The sequence below is a fragment of the Pseudomonas aylmerensis genome (assembly GCF_001702265.1).
Lineage (GTDB): Bacteria > Pseudomonadota > Gammaproteobacteria > Pseudomonadales > Pseudomonadaceae > Aquipseudomonas > Aquipseudomonas aylmerensis.
The window spans coordinates 1-19,203 of sequence record NZ_MAUE01000004.1; the positions used below are offsets into that span (position 1 = coordinate 1).

General features: G+C 63.3%; 18 protein-coding genes. 1 reads left to right on the forward strand and 17 read right to left on the reverse strand.

Features of this window, described 5'->3' with window-relative positions; genetic code table 11:
• Nucleotides 1–625, reverse strand: a 625-nt coding sequence (locus BBG20_RS03300) for an Hsp70 family protein (protein ID WP_146168118.1), incomplete at its 3' end; no start/stop codon positions are given.
• Between the two features lie 238 nt (nt 626–863).
• Here BBG20_RS03300 and BBG20_RS03305 point away from each other — a divergent pair.
• On the forward strand, nt 864–1,802 hold the full coding sequence (locus BBG20_RS03305) for a DnaJ C-terminal domain-containing protein (protein ID WP_065900211.1): 939 nt from the start codon (nt 864–866) through the stop codon (nt 1,800–1,802).
• Nucleotides 1,803–1,889: 87 nt separating this feature from the next.
• On the opposite strand, the gene ureC is transcribed toward BBG20_RS03305, so the two are convergent.
• The 16 genes from ureC to BBG20_RS03385 form a co-directional block, all read right to left on the reverse strand.
• A complete protein-coding gene (gene ureC, locus BBG20_RS03310) occupies nt 1,890–3,590 on the reverse strand; it encodes an urease subunit alpha (RefSeq protein WP_065900213.1) in 1,701 nt (566 codons plus the stop codon).
• Nucleotides 3,591–3,660: 70 nt separating this feature from the next.
• Nucleotides 3,661–3,966, reverse strand: coding sequence for an urease subunit beta (locus tag BBG20_RS03315; protein ID WP_065900216.1), 306 nt, complete (start codon nt 3,964–3,966; stop codon nt 3,661–3,663).
• Nucleotides 3,963–4,496: a GNAT family N-acetyltransferase gene (locus BBG20_RS03320; protein WP_065900219.1), complete on the reverse strand. Its 534-nt coding sequence runs from the start codon at nt 4,494–4,496 to the stop codon at nt 3,963–3,965. Before BBG20_RS03320 ends, BBG20_RS03315 begins: the two co-directional genes overlap by 4 nt.
• Nucleotides 4,497–4,501: 5 nt before the next feature.
• Entirely contained in the window at nt 4,502–5,023 is a 522-nt protein-coding gene (locus BBG20_RS03325; RefSeq protein ID WP_065900222.1) for a GNAT family N-acetyltransferase, read from the reverse strand.
• Nucleotides 5,024–5,033: 10 nt separating this feature from the next.
• Entirely contained in the window at nt 5,034–5,336 is a 303-nt protein-coding gene (gene ureA, locus BBG20_RS03330; RefSeq protein ID WP_003171437.1) for an urease subunit gamma, read from the reverse strand.
• A gap of 146 nt (nt 5,337–5,482) precedes the next feature.
• The gene (locus BBG20_RS03335) at nt 5,483–6,322 is read right to left on the reverse strand and encodes an urease accessory protein UreD (protein WP_065900232.1); all 840 of its coding nucleotides are present in this window, start codon (nt 6,320–6,322) and stop codon (nt 5,483–5,485) included.
• A gap of 31 nt (nt 6,323–6,353) precedes the next feature.
• Nucleotides 6,354–7,052 (reverse strand): urea ABC transporter ATP-binding subunit UrtE, encoded by a 699-nt coding sequence (gene urtE, locus BBG20_RS03340; protein WP_065900233.1) that lies wholly within the window; start codon nt 7,050–7,052, stop codon nt 6,354–6,356.
• Nucleotides 7,053–7,519: 467 nt separating this feature from the next.
• Nucleotides 7,520–8,353 carry an urea ABC transporter ATP-binding protein UrtD gene (urtD, locus tag BBG20_RS03345; protein WP_162946058.1) on the reverse strand — a complete coding sequence of 278 codons (834 nt, stop codon included), beginning with the start codon at nt 8,351–8,353 and terminating at the stop codon, nt 7,520–7,522.
• On the reverse strand, nt 8,350–9,417 hold the full coding sequence (gene urtC, locus BBG20_RS03350) for an urea ABC transporter permease subunit UrtC (RefSeq protein ID WP_065900235.1): 1,068 nt from the start codon (nt 9,415–9,417) through the stop codon (nt 8,350–8,352). The genes urtD and urtC overlap by 4 nt, the downstream gene beginning before the upstream one ends.
• Nucleotides 9,417–10,919: an urea ABC transporter permease subunit UrtB gene (gene urtB / locus BBG20_RS03355; RefSeq protein ID WP_065900236.1), complete on the reverse strand. Its 1,503-nt coding sequence runs from the start codon at nt 10,917–10,919 to the stop codon at nt 9,417–9,419. Before urtB ends, urtC begins: the two co-directional genes overlap by 1 nt.
• Before the next feature lie 135 nt (nt 10,920–11,054).
• Nucleotides 11,055–12,320: an urea ABC transporter substrate-binding protein gene (urtA, locus tag BBG20_RS03360; RefSeq protein WP_065900237.1), complete on the reverse strand. Its 1,266-nt coding sequence runs from the start codon at nt 12,318–12,320 to the stop codon at nt 11,055–11,057.
• Between the two features lie 286 nt (nt 12,321–12,606).
• Nucleotides 12,607–13,617, reverse strand: coding sequence for a FecCD family ABC transporter permease (locus tag BBG20_RS03365; RefSeq protein WP_065900238.1), 1,011 nt, complete (start codon nt 13,615–13,617; stop codon nt 12,607–12,609).
• Nucleotides 13,614–14,561: an ABC transporter substrate-binding protein gene (locus BBG20_RS03370; protein ID WP_065900240.1), complete on the reverse strand. Its 948-nt coding sequence runs from the start codon at nt 14,559–14,561 to the stop codon at nt 13,614–13,616. Before BBG20_RS03370 ends, BBG20_RS03365 begins: the two co-directional genes overlap by 4 nt.
• Nucleotides 14,558–15,346 (reverse strand): ABC transporter ATP-binding protein, encoded by a 789-nt coding sequence (locus BBG20_RS03375; protein ID WP_065900242.1) that lies wholly within the window; start codon nt 15,344–15,346, stop codon nt 14,558–14,560. Before BBG20_RS03375 ends, BBG20_RS03370 begins: the two co-directional genes overlap by 4 nt.
• 128 nt (nt 15,347–15,474) lie before the next feature.
• The gene (locus tag BBG20_RS03380) at nt 15,475–17,583 is read right to left on the reverse strand and encodes a TonB-dependent receptor (protein WP_065900244.1); all 2,109 of its coding nucleotides are present in this window, start codon (nt 17,581–17,583) and stop codon (nt 15,475–15,477) included.
• A 152-nt stretch (nt 17,584–17,735) separates the two neighbouring features.
• Nucleotides 17,736–19,118, reverse strand: coding sequence for a PepSY-associated TM helix domain-containing protein (locus BBG20_RS03385; protein ID WP_065900246.1), 1,383 nt, complete (start codon nt 19,116–19,118; stop codon nt 17,736–17,738).
• Between the last annotated feature and the right edge of the window lie 85 nt (nt 19,119–19,203).

Genomic DNA, 19,203 nt, shown 5'->3' on the forward strand with positions numbered 1-19,203 from the left:
GGTTGTCGTTGTGACGGCGGTCCGGTGACAGGCGCACCAGCGAGAAGTCGGAGGTACCGCCGCCAATGTCGACGATCAGCACCAACTCTTCCTTCTCGATGGTCGACTCGTAGTCGAAGGCCGCGGCAATCGGTTCGTACTGGAACGAGATGTCCTTGAAGCCGATCTTGCGCGCTACATCCACCAGAGTGTTTTCGGCTTCCTGGTCGGCCATCGGGTCGTCATCGACGAAGAACACCGGACGTCCCAGCACCACTTCCTCGAACTCGCGGCCGGCGGTGGCTTCGGCACGGCTCTTGAGTTGGCCGATAAACAGCGCCAGCAGGTCGGTGAACGGCATGGCCGTGCCCAATACGCTGGTGTCGTGCTTGATCAGCTTGGAACCCAGCAGGCTCTTGAGCGAGCGCATCAGCCGGCCTTCGTAGTTTTCCAGGTACTCGTGCAGGGCCAGGCGACCGTAGACCGGGCGGCGCTCCTCGAAGTTGAAGAACACCACCGACGGCAACGTGATCTTGTCGTCCTCCAGCGCGATAAGCGTCTCCTCGCCGGGGCGGATCCAGCCGACGGTGGAGTTGGACGTGCCAAAGTCGATGCCGCAGGCACGGGCTGGGGATGGGTTTTTCATGTCTATCGGGTTCCGGTTGAAAAACGGCCGCGCAGTGTATGCCAGTCGCAAAGGAATGCGTAGGCCGACTATCCGTTAAATGGTGCTTGAAAGTGCGCGTTTCGCCCCCACATCTTGTGCATACGGCCAGCGCCGATAACACTTTGACGCACCCCCAGGCCACAGCACTCAACAGGTGCAATGCAGCGCACGTTGTGCCCCGGGCTGTGCGATCTCGATTAAGGATGGTGAACCGCCGATGGATTTCAAAGACTACTACAAGATTCTGGGTGTCGAGCCGAGCGCCGATGACAAGGAAATCAAGGCCGCCTATCGCAAGCTCGCACGCAAATACCACCCGGATGTCAGCAAGGAAAAAGACGCCGAAGCCAAGTTCAAGGACGCGTCCGAAGCCTATGAAGCGCTTAAAAGCGCGGATAAGCGCGCGGAATACGACGAACTGCGCAAATACGGCCAACATGGCCAGCCATTCCAGGGGCCACCGGGCTGGCAGAGCCGTGGCGGCTTTGGTGGCGGCCAGGACGCGGGCGACTTCTCGGACTTCTTCAGTTCGATCTTCGGCTCGCGTGGCGATGCCTTCGGAGGCGGCCAGCGCCGTCCTGCCGGGCGTAAAGGCCAGGACGTGGAGATGCAGCTGTCGGTGTTCCTCGAGGAGACGCTGTCCACCGAGTCCAAGCAGATCAGCTTCCAGGTGCCGCAATACGACGCCTCGGGCCGGCATGTCAGCAACACCACCAAGAGCCTGAACGTGAAGATCCCTGCCGGCGTGACCGACGGCGAGCGCATCCGCCTCAAGGGCCAGGGCGCACCGGGCATCGGCGGCGGGCCGAATGGCGACCTGTACCTGATCATCAAGTTTGCGCCACACCCCAAGTTCGAGGTGGATGGCGAGAACCTGATCATCAACCTGCCCCTGGCGCCATGGGAATTGGCGTTGGGCACGGAAGTGGCGGTGCCGACCCTGACCGGCAAGATCAACCTCAAGGTGCCGGCCGGCAGCCAGAACGGCCAGCGCATGCGCGCCAAGGGCCATGGCTTGCTGAACAAGGCCGGGCAGCGCGGCTTCCTTTACGTGCAGCTCAAGGCGGTGATGCCACCGGCAGGCGATGACGAGGTGAAAGCGTTGTGGCAGGCGTTGGCGCAGAAAGCTGCCTTCGATCCTCGCGCCAATTTCTGACGCGCCCTTGCAGGAGCCCGGCTTGCCGGCGAAAGCGTTCTAGAGACCGCTATCGCCGGCAAGCCGGGCTCCTGCACGATTCAGGGGTCAGAACAGGAAATACCGCTGCGCCATCGGCAACACGTCCGCCGGCTCGCACCACAGCAACACCCCATCGGCCTTGACCTGGTAGGTCTGCGGGTCCACCTCGATATCCGGCAAGTAATCGTTGTGGATCAGGTCGGTTTTCTGCACGTCGCGACAGCCCTTCACAACCCCAATCTGTTTCTTCAGGCCCAGCGCTTCCGGCAGGCCTGCGTCCATCGCTGCCTGGCTGATAAAGGTCAGGCTGGTGGCGTGCAACGAGCTGCCAAAACTGGCGAACATCGGGCGGTAGTGCACCGGTTGCGGCGTCGGGATCGAGGCGTTGGCGTCGCCCATCAGGCTGGAGGCAATCGCACCGCCCTTGAGGATCAGGCTCGGCTTGATGCCGAAGAACGCCGGGCGCCACAGCACCAGGTCAGCCCATTTGCCGACTTCGATGGAGCCGACGATATGGCTGATGCCATGGGTGATCGCCGGGTTGATGGTGTATTTGGCGATGTAGCGCTTGGCGCGGAAGTTATCGTTGCCCGGACCGTCGCCGGGCAGGGCGCCGCGCTGTTTTTTCATCTTGTCGGCGGTCTGCCAGGTGCGCGTGATGACCTCGCCGACACGGCCCATGGCCTGGCTGTCGGAGCTGATCATCGAGAAGGCGCCGAGGTCGTGCAGGATGTCTTCGGCGGCGATGGTTTCGCGGCGGATGCGGCTTTCGGCGAAGGCCACGTCTTCGGCAATGCTCGGGTCCAGGTGATGGCAGACCATCAACATGTCCAGGTGTTCGTCGATGGTATTGCGCGTGAACGGCCGCGTCGGGTTGGTGGAACTGGGCAGCACGTTGGCAAAGCCGCAGGCCTTGATGATGTCCGGCGCATGGCCGCCACCGGCACCTTCGGTGTGATAGGTGTGGATGGTGCGGCCCTTCAGCGCGGCCAGGGTGGTTTCGACGAAGCCCGACTCGTTGAGGGTGTCGCTGTGGATCGCCACTTGCACGTCGTACTGGTCGGCGACGCTCAGGCAGTTGTCGATGCTGGCGGGCGTGGTGCCCCAGTCTTCATGCAGCTTCAAGCCGATGGCGCCGGCCTTGACCTGTTCGATCAGCGGCTCCGGCAGGCTGGCGTTGCCCTTGCCGGTCAAGCCGATGTTCATCGGGAACGAGTCGCTGGCCTGCAGCATGCGCGCCAGGTGCCACGGACCCGAGGTGCAGGTGGTGGCGTTGGTGCCGGTGGCCGGGCCGGTACCGCCGCCGATCATGGTGGTGACGCCGCTGGTCAGCGCTTCTTCGATCTGCTGCGGGCAGATGAAATGCACATGGGAGTCGATGCCGCCGGCAGTGAGGATCATGCCTTCGCCAGCGATCACTTCGGTGCTGGCGCCGATGGCCATGGTCACACCGGGTTGGATATCCGGGTTGCCGGCCTTGCCGATGGCATGGATGCGGCCATTCTTGAGGCCCACATCGGCCTTGACGATGCCCCAGTGGTCAATGATCAGCGCGTTGGTGATCAGGGTATCGACGACCTCGTGGGCGAGCAGTTGGCTCTGGCCCTGGCCATCGCGGATCACCTTGCCGCCGCCGAATTTCACTTCTTCGCCGTAGACGGTGAAGTCCTGCTCCACTTCGACGAACAGCTCGGTGTCGGCCAGGCGGACCTTGTCGCCGACGGTGGGGCCGTACATGTCGGCGTAGGCTTGTCTGGAAATCTTCATGTGATTGCCTTGGGAATTAAGTGAATGTGGGATCACGCGCTCGCTTTCGCCGGCTTCCCGGCGATGGCGCCTAGAGGTCGCCCATGATCCGCCCGGCAAAACCAAATACCCGGCGTCCGCCGCTCAAATCGACCAGTTCGATTTCACGGCTTTGCCCAGGCTCGAACCGCACCGCCGTGCCCGCTGGAATATTCAGGCGCATGCCGCGACTCAATGCGCGGTCGAAGGTCAGTGCGTCGTTGGTCTCGAAAAAGTGGTAATGCGAACCCACCTGGATCGGGCGGTCGCCGCTGTTGGCCACGCTCAGGGTGACGGTGCGGCGGCCGACATTGAGTTCGATCTCGCCAGGCTGGATCTGATATTCGCCAGGAATCATGCAGGTTGCCCCAAGGTCTTGAAGTAGATGGCGGTCGGGGTGTAGCGCCCGTCCGGGCTTTGGCAGTAGTCGGGCAGTTCGCCGATCTTGGTGTAGCGCAGGGACTGGTAGAAGGCCTCGGCGCCCGAGCCGGCTTCGGTGTCCAGGTACAACAGGCCGCGCTTGTGCTGGCGCGCGGCGAGTTCCAGGGTGTTCATCAACTGTTGGCCCAGGCCATGGCGTCGCGCGCTGCTGTGCACCAGCAGTTTTTGCACCTCGGCGCGGTTCAGGCCGTTGGCTTTCAGGCACAGCGCCAATTGCACGCTGGCGATCACCTGTTCGTCGCGCACCACCACCCACAGCAGCAGGCTGGCGTCTTCGATGCTGGCGCGCACGCCTTGCAAATAGTCGCGGGCCTGGGCTTCATCGAAGTCGGCCATGAAACCCACCGACGCGCCGTGCTTGACCGCGTCGAGCAACAGCTCCACCAAGCCCTGGCGGTAGTGGGCAAAACTTTCAGCATTGACTCGACGCAGTTGGGTCGCGCTCATCGATCTCACTCCTTGGGCGGTTGCGCGCCCGGGTTCAATGTCAGTTGCATAAAGGTCAGGTCCAGCCAGCGGCCGAACTTGATGCCCACCTGGGGCATCTGCCCGGTGGTGATGAAGCCCAGGCGTTCATGCAGGCGGATCGAGGCCTGGTTGCCGCTTTCGATGGCGGCGACCATCACGTGTTTGCCACAGGCGCGCGCGCGTTCGATCAGGGCTTGCATCAGCAGGGGGCCAAGGCCTTTGCCGCGCTGGTCATTGCGCACATACACCGAGTGTTCGACGCTGTAGCGAAAGCCTTCGAAGGGACGCCAGTCGCCGAACGAGGCGTAGCCGATCACTTCATCATTTTCCACCGCGACCAGGATCGGATAGGCCTGGGCCTGGCGCGAACTGAACCAGGCCTGGCGGTTGCCGAGGTCCACCGGTTGTTCGTTCCAGATCGCCGTGGTGTTGAGCACCGCGTCGTTGTAGATATCGCGAATCGCCGGCAGATCGGCGTGCACGGCGTCACGCAGGGAGATGGACATGCTCGGTCCCTCAAGCAATCGGTTGGTGGACGGTGACCAGCTTGGTGCCGTCCGGGAACGTGGCTTCCACCTGGATATCCGGGATCATTTCCGGGATGCCTTCCATCACTTGCTCACGGCTCAGCAGGGTGGTGCCGTAGTGCATCAGGTCGGCCACGGTGCGGCCATCGCGGGCGCCTTCCATCAGGGCGGCGGAAATATACGCGATGGTTTCCGGGTAGTTGAGCTTCACCCCGCGCGCCAGGCGGCGCTCGGCCACCAGGCCGGCGGTAAAGATCAGCAGCTTGTCTTTTTCCCGTGGGGTCAGATCCATGGTTCAAGGTCCTTCAAAACGTCATTCATAAAAACACCGTAGATCCCTGTGGACGCTGGCTTGCCAGCGATGGCGGACTATCAGGCGAAACCCTCGTGACTGAGTCACCGCGATCGCCGGCAAGCCGGCTCCTGCAGTGCGAATCTTCATGTGCTCCAGATTCTCGGTGAAACGGCTTCACGGCCCAGCACCGCCGGGCGTAACAGTTTCCATAAATCAATCAACCAGCCCCGCGCCAACAGCGCTTCACTGGCCAGGCAGCGGGCGACCAGCAAACCGGGCAGTTGGGTCAGGTCGCCGCGCACGGCGTGGGGCAGGGCGCGGCACTGTTCGAGTAATTGCGGTTCGATCTCGGCGGTCAGCAACAGCGTGGCGAACACCGGTTGGCCGTCGAGGCCGATGGGCGAGTCGAGCAAACCGTCGGCGCCCACAATGCGCTGGCGCTCATGCCAGAGCAACTGGCCGTCGCGGCGGATATCCAGGTGCGATTGGAAGTGGCCGAGGTCGAAACGCTCACCACTGGCCGGGCGACCGAGGGCAATGACGTCCCAGTAGAACAGCCGCGCATCGCCGTGCAGCTGGATGCGCGTGGTGAGCTCGGCCTGGGCGGCGCTGAACACGATGGTTTCCTGGGGCAGCCACTCCAGGGTCGCGCCGGCTTCCACGATCAAGTCCAGTTGCTGAAACGCCGGGCCGCTGGCGCGGTACCACTTGGCCGCGCCGGGGCTGGTCAATTGGGCCCAGGCGCCTGTGCCGACATGCGCGCTGATGTCCAGGCGATCACCACCGGCAATTCCGCCGGGCGGGTGCACGATGATGTGCTGGCACACCTCGGGCCCTTCGGCATACAGGTGCTTCTGCACTCGCAGCGGGCCGAGGTGGCGGCGCATTACCGGGCGCGTGGTGTCGCCGAAACGTGCGTAGCCGAGTTCCAGCTCGGCGTGCCAGCTGGGGGTGAACAGGGCGGGGGAGACGGGCAGGTTCATGGTTGAGTGCTTATCATCAGGACGCTACAGATTAGATGGTAACCAGGCCGCGTACACCTTCACGCTCCATATTTTCGCCACGGCCCTGCTGGACGATTTCACCCCGCGACATCACCAGGTACTGGTCGGCCAGCTCGGCGGCGAAGTCGTAGAACTGCTCCACCAGCAGGATGGCCATGTCGCCGCGTGCGGCAAGTTTCTTGATCACTGCGCCGATCTCCTTGATCACCGATGGCTGGATGCCTTCGGTGGGTTCATCGAGGATCAGCAGGCGCGGACGGCTGGCCAGGGCGCGGCCAATCGCCAACTGTTGCTGCTGGCCGCCGGACAGGTCACCGCCGCGCCGGTGCTTCATTTGCAGCAACACCGGGAACAGTTCGTAGATAAAGGCCGGTACTTCCTTGGCCTCGGCACCGGGAAACCGCGACAAACCCATCAGCAGGTTTTCTTCCACCGTCAGCCGCCCGAAAATCTCCCGACCCTGCGGCACGTAGGCGATCCCGGCGTGCACGCGCTGGTGCGGCTTGAACCCGGTGATGGGTTTGCCTTCCCAATTCACCGCGCCCTCCTTGGCCGGCAGCAGGCCCATCAAGCATTTGAGCAAAGTGGTCTTGCCCACGCCGTTACGGCCGAGCAGGCAGGTGACCTCGCCGATCTTCACATCAAAGGAGAGACCGCGCAGGATGTGGCTACCGCCGTAATACTGATGCAGCTTGTCGACTTGCAGCATGTTCAAAACTCCTCAAATCGTGCAGGTGCCTGGCATGCAGGAGCCTGGCTTCTGTGGTGAGCAGGCTTGCCCTGCGTTGGGCTGCGCAGCAGCCCTAAAACCAGACAACGCGGTGTACCTGGCGTAACGCGGCGCTCTTATTGGGGCCGCTTCGCAGCCCAACGCAGGGCAAGCCTGCTCACCACAAAAGTGTTGGTGTGCATACCGCCGGAGTACGGGTGCAGCTTGTCGACGTGCAGCATGTTCAAAATCTCCCCAAATCGTGCAGCTGCCTGACGTGCAGGTGACTGGCGCTCAGGTACCTGGCTTCTGTGGTGAGCAGGCTTGCCCTGCGTTGGGCTGCGCAGCAGCCCTAAAACCAGACAACGCGGTGTGCCTGGCGTAACGCGGCGCTCTTATTGGGGCCGCTTCGCAACCCAACGCAGGGCAAGCCTGCTCACCACAACAGTGTGACTGCCGCCGATTTTTCAGCGGCCCAGGTACACCTCGATCACCCGTTCATTTTCCTGCACTTGTTCCAGCGATCCTTCCGCCAGCACGCTGCCCTGGTGCAACACGGTCACGTGGTCGGCAATCGAACCGACGAAGCCCATGTCGTGCTCCACCACCATCAACGAGTGCTTGCCCGCCAGGCGTTTGAACAGTTCGGCGGTGAATTCAGTTTCGGCGTCGGTCATACCCGCCACCGGTTCGTCGAGCAGCAACAGCTGCGGGTCCTGCATCAGCAGCATGCCGATTTCCAGGAACTGCTTTTGCCCGTGGGACAGCAATCCCGCCGGGCGATCCAGTGACGCGGTCAGGCGAATAGTGTCGAGCACTTCATCGATACGGTCTTTCTGCTCGCCACTCAGGCGCGCGCGCAGGCTGGCCCATACCGACTTGTCGGTCTTCTGCGCCAGCTCGAGATTTTCAAACACGCTGAGGGCTTCGAACACCGTGGGTTTCTGGAACTTGCGGCCAATGCCGGCCTGGGCAATCTGCACTTCGCTCATGCTGGTCAAGTCCAGGGTCTCGCCGAACCAGGCCTTGCCGTGGCTGGGACGGGTCTTGCCGGTGATCACGTCCATCAGCGTGGTCTTGCCGGCGCCGTTGGGGCCGATGATGCAGCGCAATTCACCGACACCGATGTACAGGTTCAAGGCGTTGAGGGCCTTGAAACCGTCGAAGCTGACGCTGATGTCTTCCAGGGTCAGGATCGTGCCGTGGCGGGTGTTCAGGCCGGTGCCGGCGGCCTGGCCAAGGCCGATGGCATCGCGGCCGCTGCCCGCATCGAGAATAGGTTCGAGCATGACGTTCCTCATTTTTTCAGCAGCCCGATCACGCCCTTGGGCAGGTACAGGGTGACGATGATGAACAGCGCGCCGAGGAAGAACAGCCAGTATTCCGGGAAGGCCACGGTGAACCAGCTCTTCATGCCATTGACCACGCCGGCGCCGAGCAACGGCCCGATCAGCGTGCCGCGCCCGCCCAGGGCCACCCACACGGCGGCTTCGATGGAGTTGGTCGGCGACATTTCGCTGGGGTTGATGATGCCCACTTGCGGCACATACAACGCCCCGGCCAAACCACACAGCACCGCGCTCAGCACCCATACGAACAGCTTGAAGCCGCGCGGGTCGTAGCCGCAGAACATCAGGCGGTTCTCGGCGTCACGCAGGGCGGTCAGTACCCGGCCGAACTTGCTGCGTGCCAGCCGCCAGCCGATGAACAGGCTCGCCACCAGCAGCAGGACCGTGGCCACGAACAACACCGCGCGCGTGCCCGGTTCGGTGATGCCGAAACCGAGAATGCTGCGAAAATTGGTGAAGCCGTTGTTGCCGCCAAAGCCCGTCTCGTTGCGAAAGAACAACAGCATCCCGGCGAAGGTCAGGGCCTGGGTCATGATCGAGAAATACACACCTTTGATCCGCGAGCGGAAGGCGAAGAAACCGAACACCAGCGCCAGCACGCCCGGCGCGAGTACCACCAGGCACAGGGCCCACAGGAAGTGCTCGGTGCCAACCCAATACCAGGGCAGTTCGGTCCACGACAGGAAGGTCATGAACGCCGGCAACTCATCGCCGCTGGCCTGGCGCATCAGGTACATGCCCATCGCATAACCGCCGAGGGCGAAGAACAGGCCGTGGCCGAGCGACAGCATTCCCGCGTAGCCCCACACCAGGTCCAGCGCGAGCGCGACGATGGCGTAGCAGAGGATCTTGCCGACCAGTGTCAGGGTGTAGGCGGACACATGCAGCGCACTGTCCGGCGGCAACAACGACAGCAGCGGCAGCGCGAGCAGTACCACAAGGATCAACGCGCCCACTGCAATCGTGACGGTGGGGCCGGCCTTTTGCGTGGCCGTGAGCATCAATGGCTGGTTCATCAGTCGATCACCCGTCCTTTCAGTGCGAAGAGTCCCTGCGGGCGTTTCTGGATAAACAGAATGATCAGCGCGAGGATCAGGATCTTGCCGAGCACGGCACCGATCTGCGGTTCGAGAATTTTGTTGGCGATCCCCAGGCCGAAGGCCGCCATCACGCTACCGGCCAACTGGCCGACACCGCCGAGCACCACCACCAGGAACGAGTCGATGATGTAGCTCTGGCCCAGGTCCGGGCCGACGTTGCCGATCTGGCTCAGCGCCACGCCGCCCAGGCCGGCGATGCCGGAGCCAAGGCCAAACGCGAGCATGTCCACGCGCCCGGTGGGCACGCCACAGCAGGCAGCCATGTTGCGGTTCTGGGTGACGGCGCGCACGTTGAGGCCCAGGCGCGTCTTGTTCAGCAGCAGCCAGGTCAGCACCACCACAAACAGCGCGAAGGCGATGATCACGATGCGGTTGTACGGCAGCACCAGGTTGGGCAGCACCTGGATCCCGCCGGACAGCCACGCGGGATTGGAGACTTCGACGTTCTGCGCGCCAAACACCAGGCGCACCAACTGGATCAGCATCAGGCTGATGCCCCAGGTGGCCAGCAGGGTTTCCAGCGGCCGGCCGTACAGATGGCGAATCACCGTACGCTCCAGCGCCATGCCGATCGCGGCGGTGACGAAGAACGCCACCGGCAAGGCGATCAACGGGTAGAACTCGATGGCCGCGGGCACGTAGCGCTGCATCAGTAACTGCACCACATAGGTCGAGTAGGCGCCGAGCATCAGCATCTCGCCGTGGGCCATGTTGATCACACCGAGCAGGCCGAACGTGATCGCCAGGCCCAGGGCCGCGAGGAGCAGGATCGACCCCAGGGACATGCCGCTGAAGGCCTGGCCGAGGATCTCGCCGAGCATCAGTTTGCGTTTGACCTGGGCCAGGCTGGTTTCGGCAGCGGTGTGCACGGCGGCGTCGGTTTCCACGCCCGGCGCCAGCAGTGCTTCGAGACGGGTGCGCGCCAGCGGATCGCCGGTGCTGCCGAGCAGACGCACCGCAGCGAGGCGCACCAGCGGGTCGGTGTCGACCAGTTGCAGGTTGGCCAGTGCCAGGCTGAGGGCGGTGTGCACGTCCTCGTTGGTCTCGGCGGCGACTTGCTGGTCGAGGAATTTGAGCTGCGCAGGCACAGCGGTTTTTTGCAGGGTTTGTGCTGCGGCCAGGCGCACCTTGGGGTCGGCGGCGAGCAGTTGCTGGCTGGCTTGCACGTTGTCGATCAAACCGCGCAGGCGGTTGTTCAGGCGTACGGTCCTGGTTTCACCGTTGACCGTGAGTTGGCCTTGTTGCAGGGCGTCGACCAGTTCAATGCGGGCTGGATTTGGCTGGGCAGCCCAGTCCTGCAGCAGCTTGGCTTGCTGGGTCGGGTTGGCGGCCAGGAAGTCTTCGGCATCGCCTGCGTGTGCGGCCAGCGGCAGCAACAGCAGGGCGGCGAGGATGAAGCGGTAAAGGGCAGTGGGCATACCAAAATGTCCTGATCATGCGCGGACAGTGTGGGAGCGGGCTTGCTCGCGAATGCGCTGTGTCAGTCGACGCATCCGGAGCTGATCCAGCACTTTCGCGAGCAAGCCCGCTCCCACATTTAGACCGAGTCGGGCTTAGTTGCTCTTGACGGCGTAATCCGGCTTTTTGTCATTGCCAGGAATGTACGGGCTCCACGGTTGCGCGCGGATCGGCTCCTGGGTCTGCCAGACCACCGAGAATTGCCCGTCCGCCTGGATCTCGCCGATCATTACTGGCTTGTGCAGGTGGTGATTGGTCTTGTCCATGGTCAGGGTGAAGCCCGACGGCGCGGCGAAGGTCTGGCCGGCCAGCGCTTCACGCACTTTGTCGACATCGGTGGACTTGGCTTTCTCGACGGCCTGCGCCCACATATGGATGCCCACGTAGGTGGCTTCCATCGGGTCGTTGGTCACGGCTTTGTCCGCGCCCGGCAGGTTGTGTTTCTTGGCGTAGGCCTTCCAGTCGGCGACGAATTTGGTGTTCACCGGGTTCTCCACCGACTGGAAGTAGTTCCAGGCCGCGAGGTTGCCCACCAGCGGCTTGGTGTCGATGCCGCGCAGCTCTTCTTCACCCACCGAGAACGCCACCACCGGTACGTCGGTGGCCTTCAGGCCCTGGTTGGCCAGCTCTTTGTAGAACGGCACGTTGGAGTCGCCATTCACGGTGGAGATCACCGCCGTCTTGCCGCCGGCGGAGAACTTCTTGATGTTGGCGACGATGGTCTGGTAGTCGGCGTGGCCGAACGGGGTGTAGACCTCTTCGATGTCTTTGTCCGCTACACCTTTGGAATGCAGGAACGAGCGCAGGATCTTGTTGGTGGTGCGTGGGTACACGTAGTCGGTGCCGAGCAGGAAGAAACGCTTGGCGCTGCCGCCTTCTTCGCTCATCAGGTATTCCACCGCCGGGATCGCTTGCTGGTTCGGCGCTGCACCGGTGTAGAACACGTTGGGCGACATCTCCTCACCCTCGTATTGCACCGGGTAGAACAGCAGGCCATTGAGCTCTTCGAACACCGGCAACACCGATTTACGCGACACCGAGGTCCAGCAGCCGAACACCACGGCGACCTTGTCCTGGGTCAGCAACTGGCGGCCTTTCTCGGCGAACAGCGGCCAGTTGGAGGCGGGGTCGACGACCACTGGCTCGAGCATCTTGCCATTCACCCCGCCCTTGGCGTTGATCTCGTCGATGGTCATCAGCGCCATGTCCTTGAGCGACGTTTCGGAGATGGCCATGGTCCCGGACAGCGAATGCAGGATGCCGACCTTGATGGTCTCGGCGGCCTGCACGGTCCAGGTCAGGCCCATGGCGGCAATGGATGCCGACAGGGTGAAAGCCTTGATCAAGCTGCGACGCTTCATGGTGCGATCTCCGTAAACGTTGGATTTTTTCTGAGGGCCAGATATGAACGTTAAAACGGTACTAGCAAAGGCTGTGCCCGATGACGCACTGCCCGGTTTTGCGGGGGCATACCTGCAGCTGGAGTGTTGTGCGCACCAAAAACGAGCGACCAGGCGGTGGCGGTGCAGGTGATGCGCCTAAAGAGTGCCGGGAGGCAAAGGCGCCTTGATAACCAAGCGGCGCCCCTCTTGAGGCTGACCGCGATGAGTTGCAGGCCGCTGTCGCGACAGGGCTGCGTCTTGAGCCCTAGCGCTTGCGCATCAGGCCTATAAAGAACAGCCCGCCGATCGCCGCCGTGGCAATGCCGATCGGCAGGTCTTGCGGGGCGATCAGGGTGCGCGCGGCCACATCCACCCACACCAGGAACAAGCTGCCCAGCAACGCGCAGACCGGCAGCAACCGGCGGTGCTCGGCGCCTACCAGGCGCCGGGCGATGTGCGGCACCATCAGTCCGACAAAACCGATGGAGCCGCTCACCGACACCAGCACGCCGGTCATCAATGAGGCGATCAGGAATACCCGCAGGCGCACGTTGCGGGCGTTCAGGCCAAGGGTCACGGCGGTCTGTTCGCCGGCCATCAGCGCATTCAGCGGCCGTGCCATGCCCACCAGCAGCATCAGCCCCAGCACCACCACGGCGGCAGGCACCATCAGCAGTTCCCAACGCGCCAGGCCGAGGCCGCCGAGCATCCAGAACATCACCGCCGACGCGGCGCGATGGTCGCCCATGAACAGCAGCAGGTTGGCCGTCGCCATCATCACGAACGACACCGCCACACCGCACAGCAACAGGCGATCACTCTCCAGCCGGCCATTGCGACTGGCCACGGCCAGCACCACCAGCATGCTCACCAACGCACCGATAAACGCGGCGATGGGCAAGGTCAGCAGGCCGATGATTTCGCCGACATGCAGCACCACGATCACCGCGCCGAGCGTGGCGCCGGAGGTGACGCCCAGCAGGTGCGGATCCGCCAGCGGGTTGCGGGTGACGGCCTGCAATACCGCGCCGATCAACGCCAGGCCGGCGCCCACCAGCGCCCCGAGCAACATGCGCGGCACTCGGATAAGCCAGACGATGTGCTCCTGCCCGACCGGCCAGTTGACCTCGCCGAGTCCGAAGGCCTTGTACAACAAGACGCGCCACACCACGTCCACCGGCACCCGCGCCGGGCCAAAACCCAGGGAGAGCACGCAGGACACCAGCAACACCGCCCCGAGGGCGGCGAGCAGCAAGGCGTAGCGACGGGTGATCATTCGCCGTGGAACCCCTTGGCCAGGGTTTCGACAGCCAGCACGTTATCGATGCCGGGCGTGGCCTGCACGTAAGGGATCACGATAAAACGCTGGTTCTTGATCGCATCCACCGCCTGCAGTGCCGGGTTATTGAGCAGGAAGGCCTGCTTCTGGTCGGCGCTGACTTCGCTGTAGTCGACGATCACGATGACCTGCGGGTTGCGCTCGACCACGGTCTCCCAGTTGATGCGCGTCCAGCTGGCGTCGACGTCGTCGAGGATATTGCGCCCGCCGGCAGCCTCGATCAGTGCCTGGGGCATGCCCAGGCGGCCGGAGGTCATGGCGCGGTCTTCACCGCTGTCATAGAGGAACACGCGGGGTGTGTCGGCGGGCAGGTCCTTGCGCACCTCGGCGACCTGCGCCTGCATCTGGGCGATCAGGGCGTTGGCGCGGTCCTGCACGTCGAAGATCTTGCCCAGGTTGCGCAGGTCATTGTAGGTGTCGTCCAGGGTCGCGGCCGGGCGCTTCATGACAAAAGCGCACGACTCGGTCAGCTCATACACGTTGATGCCCAAGGGTTGCAGGGTTTGCGGCGTGAGGTCGCCGCCCACGCGCATGCCGTAGTCCCAGCCGGCGAAGAAGAAATCCACATTGGCGTTGAGCAGGGTTTCCACCGAGGGATACTTGCTAGCCAGCTCCGGCAGGCCATCGAGGGTCTGGGCCATTTGCGCGCTGACCGACTTCCATCCTGTCACACCGCTGTAGCCGGCCATGCGTGGCTTGAGGCCCAGGGCGAGCATCATCTGGGTCATGTTGATATCGTGGCTCACCGCATGCTGCGGCGCTTCCTGGAAGGTCACGTCGCGGTTGCAACTCTTGATGGTCACCGGGTAATGGGTCGCTTCGGCGAACGCTTGAGCCGTGCCGAGCAGCAGGGCGAGAGACAGCAGGGAGCGCAGGATCATGGTTGAGTTATCCAGGTGATTCGGGGGTAGCCGGACAAGGGATGGGTGTCGATCAGCGCCTCGACGCCGAACACGTCGCGCAGCAACTCGGCGGTGAGTACTTGGTGGGGCGTGCCACTGGCGACGATGCGCCCGTGGTCGATCACATAGAGGCGGTCGCAAAAGGCGGCGGCCAGGTTCAGGTCGTGGATGCTGGCCAGGGTGCCGATGTTCAGGCGTTTGACCAGCCTTAAAAGCTCAAGCTGGTAGCGCGGGTCGAGGTGGTTGGTCGGCTCGTCGAGGATCAACAGTTGCGGTTGCTGGGCCAGTGCACGGGCCAGGATGACGCGCTGTTTTTCACCGCCCGACAGCGTGCCGAACGCGTGGTCGTCAAAGCCCTGCATGCCCACCGACGCCAGCGCCTGTTGCACCAGTTGCTGGTCCTGTGGCGTGTCGCTGTCAAACAAACCCTTGTGGGGTGTGCGGCCCATGGCGACCACTTCATCCACGCGCAGGCCGAAGGCATCCGGAAACTCCTGCAACACCACGGCAATACGTTGCGCGCACCACTTGGCGCTTTGCTTCCACACGTTCCGATGGTCGAGCCGCACTTCACCGTGTTCCGGTTGGGTGAACCGGTAGGCGCAGCGCAACAGGCTGGTCTTGCCGCTGCCGTTGGGCCCGATCAGCCCGACAAATTCCCCCGCACCGACCTGCAGGCTGGCGTCACGCAGTTGGAACCGGTGATGGCAGCGGTCGTGACCCGGTGGGGTCCAGCCAAGCTGGGCGAGGGTGAGTGAAGTCATCGTTACTCTCTGGATCAACACAATTGAACGGTGGGGGCTGGCTTGCCGGCTATAGCAGTTTGTCTGGTCCAGATGCACTGCCTGAACCGCCGCCATCACAGGCAAGCCAGCTCCCACATGGGGTTCCGCTAAAAGGTGTAGTCCGCCGTGACGAAGAACGAGCGCGGTTCACCGAGGATCCACTGTTGGCCGTCGTTGTACTGGCTGACGGCGTAGGTGCGGTCGAACAGGTTGTTCAACTGCAGGCCCAGGGTGGTGTTGCGCAGTGCTTTCCACGAGACGCTGGCGTCGACCACGGTGTAGCTCGGCAACTCGTTCTGGTTGGCCATGTCGGCATACCGCGCATCGACATAACGCACACCGGCGCCGGCGCGGATATCGTCGGTCACGGCCTTGCTTAGCCACAGGTTGGCGGTGCGGCGCGGTACGTCCACCGGGCGGTTGCCGTCGCGCGATACCTGTACGCCGTCGACGTCCTGTTTGAAGTCGTCGTACTGCGCCCGCACGAAGGCGGCATTGGCTTGCAGTTGCCAAGCGTTCGGCAGTTGCAGGTCGAGGCTGGCTTCCAGGCCATTGGACGATTGCTGGCCGACCTGCTGCTGTTGGTCCGGGTCGCCCGGCACGTCGGTGAGCAGTTTTTTCTTGACGATATGGTAGGCGGCCAGCGTCCATTCACCGCGTTGGTCCCAGAAGGTTTGCTTGATGCCGATCTCGCTTTGCTTGGCCGTCGACAGGTCGAACTGCTGCTGGCTCTTGCTCAGGGAAATCAAGCCGCCGACGCCGTCGGTGCTGGTGGCGTACTGGCCGTAGACCGACGTGTCCGGGGTGATCGCATACACCAGGCCGGCCTTCCAATTGTTGCCGGTGAGAGTCTTGTCGTTCTGGCTGCCGTCGCGCAAATCATCGCGATCAATGTGCGCGTAGTCACGGCGGATGCCGGTGACCAGCGACAGTTGATCGGTGAGTTGCAGGCGGTTTTCAGCGAAGCCGGCGACGGTCTTGGTGGTGGTGGCGAACACCGGTTTGAACGGGGAGTTACTGGCGAACTGTCCTGGCGCCGGGTGGTTCACGTCGATAGGTTGGCCACCGGTGAAGGTGTCTTCAAACGGGGTATTGCTGGCCAGGCGGAAGCGAATGCGGTTGTACTCCACGCCGGTCACGGTCTGGCTGTCGAGGCCGAACAGGGTGTGCTTGAAGGTGAAGGTCTGGCGATCACCGACCTGTTCCTGGTTGTGCTTGATGCCGAAGTTGCCGCTGCGGGTGAGTTGGCCGTCGGTGAAGGTGTAGTTCTCGGCGTTCTGCCAGCGACGCTGGTTCTTCAGGTAGTACAGCTCGTTGGTGGCGCTGACATGGTCGTTGATCTGCCACTCACTGGTCAGGCGCGTCCACTGGTCGTTGTAGTGCTGGATGTCGTTGCTGACGTTGTAGTTCTTGTCGCGCAGGCCCTTGTGCAATTGGCCGTTGATCAGCGGGGTGCCGAAGTAGTTTTGCGGGCGCTGGTCGCCGTAGTCGCTGGCCAGGGTAAAGCTCAGGTTGTCTGCCGCCTGCCAGCGCAGCGCACCGCTGATGAAGTCGCTGCTGGAGTCGCCACGGTCGATGAAACCGTTGCTGCGCAGGCGATTGAGGTTCAAGCGATAGCTCAGGGTGTCGGTCAGCGAGCCGCCGCTGTCCAGGGCTTCCTGCTGGCGATCGTAGGAGCCGTAGCCGAGGCGGATATGGTTTTCGATCTCGCCGCTGAAGGGCTTTTTCGGCACGGTGTTGACCACCGCACCGGTGGCACCTTCGCCGTACAGCACCGAAGCCGGGCCGCGCAAAACGTCCACGCGCTCCACCGACCAGGTGTCCACCGGGAAGGTCGAGGTCCCCATGCCCATGTACATGCGGTTGCCGTCATACAGCTGCATCACCGAACCCTGGCCGGTAAAGCCACGGGCCGAGAGCGACGTGCCGCCGTCGCCCGGCGAGCCGGTGCGGCTGATGCCGGTGGCGCGGGAAATCGCGTCCTGCACGCTGGCGTCGCCGCGTTCGCGGATCTGCGTGCCGGTCTGGCTCTCGACGCTGCCCGGGGTTTGCAGGGCAGTAAGGTTCAGGCGTGAGCCGGCGGTGGTCGGTGTGTTCAGGTCGACGCGTTCGTCATCCACCGCAGGCGCGGTGACGGGGCTGGCGGGCAGGGTCAGGGCCTGGGCGCTGGTGTGCAGGGCGAGCAGGCACAGGCCGGACGCAAGGTACTTGTTCATCAGACGGAAAATCGCTTCTTCGAGGCGGTGCTCGCCGTAGGGGACGGCGAGCTGGGGTATGCAGCAAGTGTTATAAGTTAACACTTTCTGCGTCGTGGGCGAAAGCCCGCGTAAGACTACATAACGCCTCTAAGTGGGGCATCTCGCCTAATTCATGCCGAACCTGAGGCGGATTCATGTGGGGCGAACAGCCGCGACAGCACCAGGCGATCCACCACCCACACGACGATCAACGACGCGCCCACCAACGGGAAAACAATTGCCAGCCCCAGCATGATGACCATCGCGGTTTTCCACTTCGGCAGGTCATGGCGTAACGGCGGAACCCCCAGGCCGCCCGCAGGCCTGCGCTTCCACCAGATCACCACGCCGCTCACGGCGCTGAGCAGGATCATCAGGCAGATCAGCAGGACCACCACCTGGTTGACCCAGCCGAACATCTTGCCTTCGTGCAGCATCACCCCGGTTTCGGTGGCCCGCGCCACGCCGTTGTAGTGCTCCCAGCGCACATCGGCCAGGACCTTGCCGGTGTACTGGTCCACATGCAGGGTGGCGTCGTTGCGCGGGTCGTTGGCGAATACCGCGACGGTGAACACACCCTCGACGGTGCTAGGAAAAGTAACGCTGTAGCCGGGCTCGACCTGGCGCGCGTTGGCGAGGTCGACCACCTGTTGCAGGCGCAGGGTCGGCGCGGCAGGGCCTGAGTGCAGGCCGGCGTGATTCATGTGTTCGGCATGGTCGCCGGACATCGGCATCGGCGTGTTTTCCATGGCCCAGGGCACGGTCTGCTGGCTGGCGGTGTTGAGCACCCGCGCCTGCTGGTCGGACTGCGGCACGTTGTTCCACATGGCTGCCGGGAACGTGTTCCACAGGTCGGCGTATTGCTTGCCCCAGAAGCCGGTCCAGGTCATGCCGCTGAGCAGCATCACCAGTAAAAACGCCGCGCCCCAGAAGCCCGCGACTGCATGCAGGTCACGCCAGAACACGCGGCCACGGCTATTGAAACGCGGCCACAGCACCCCTGCCGATGATTTGCCACGCGGCCACCACAGGTACAGGCCCGACACCACCAGCATCACGCCCCAGCCGGCAGCGAGTTCCACCAGGCGATCACCGACGGTGCCGATCATCAACTCGCCATGCAGCGCACGGGCGATGGCTTGCAGGTTGTTTTTTGCATCTTGTTCGCCGAGCACGGTGCCGCGATAGGGATCGACGAACACCGTGACTTCACGCCCACCGTCGTGCATCACGAATTGTGCGCTGCTGGTGGCGTCGGCCGGGGGCAGGTACTTGCTGATCTTGCCCTGGGGGAAAGCGGCCTGGGCGCGTTGCAGTTGCTCGTCTGCGCTCAACGCGTGCTCGGCGCTCTGGACCTTGAGCAGGTCGCCGTACATCAGCGGGTCGAGCTGGGGTTTGAACAGGTAGATGATGCCGGTCAGCGCCAGCAACACCATGAAGGGGGCGACAAACAGGCCGGCGTAGAAATGCCAGCGCCAGGCCAGGTTGTAGAAGGATATCTTTTGAGTGGTCATCAGGTGCTCCGCACAGGCTCGTTATTTATTGGGTGTAAACGCAGGACCTGCAGGCGCCGGCAAACCGGCTCCTGCAGGGTGTGCG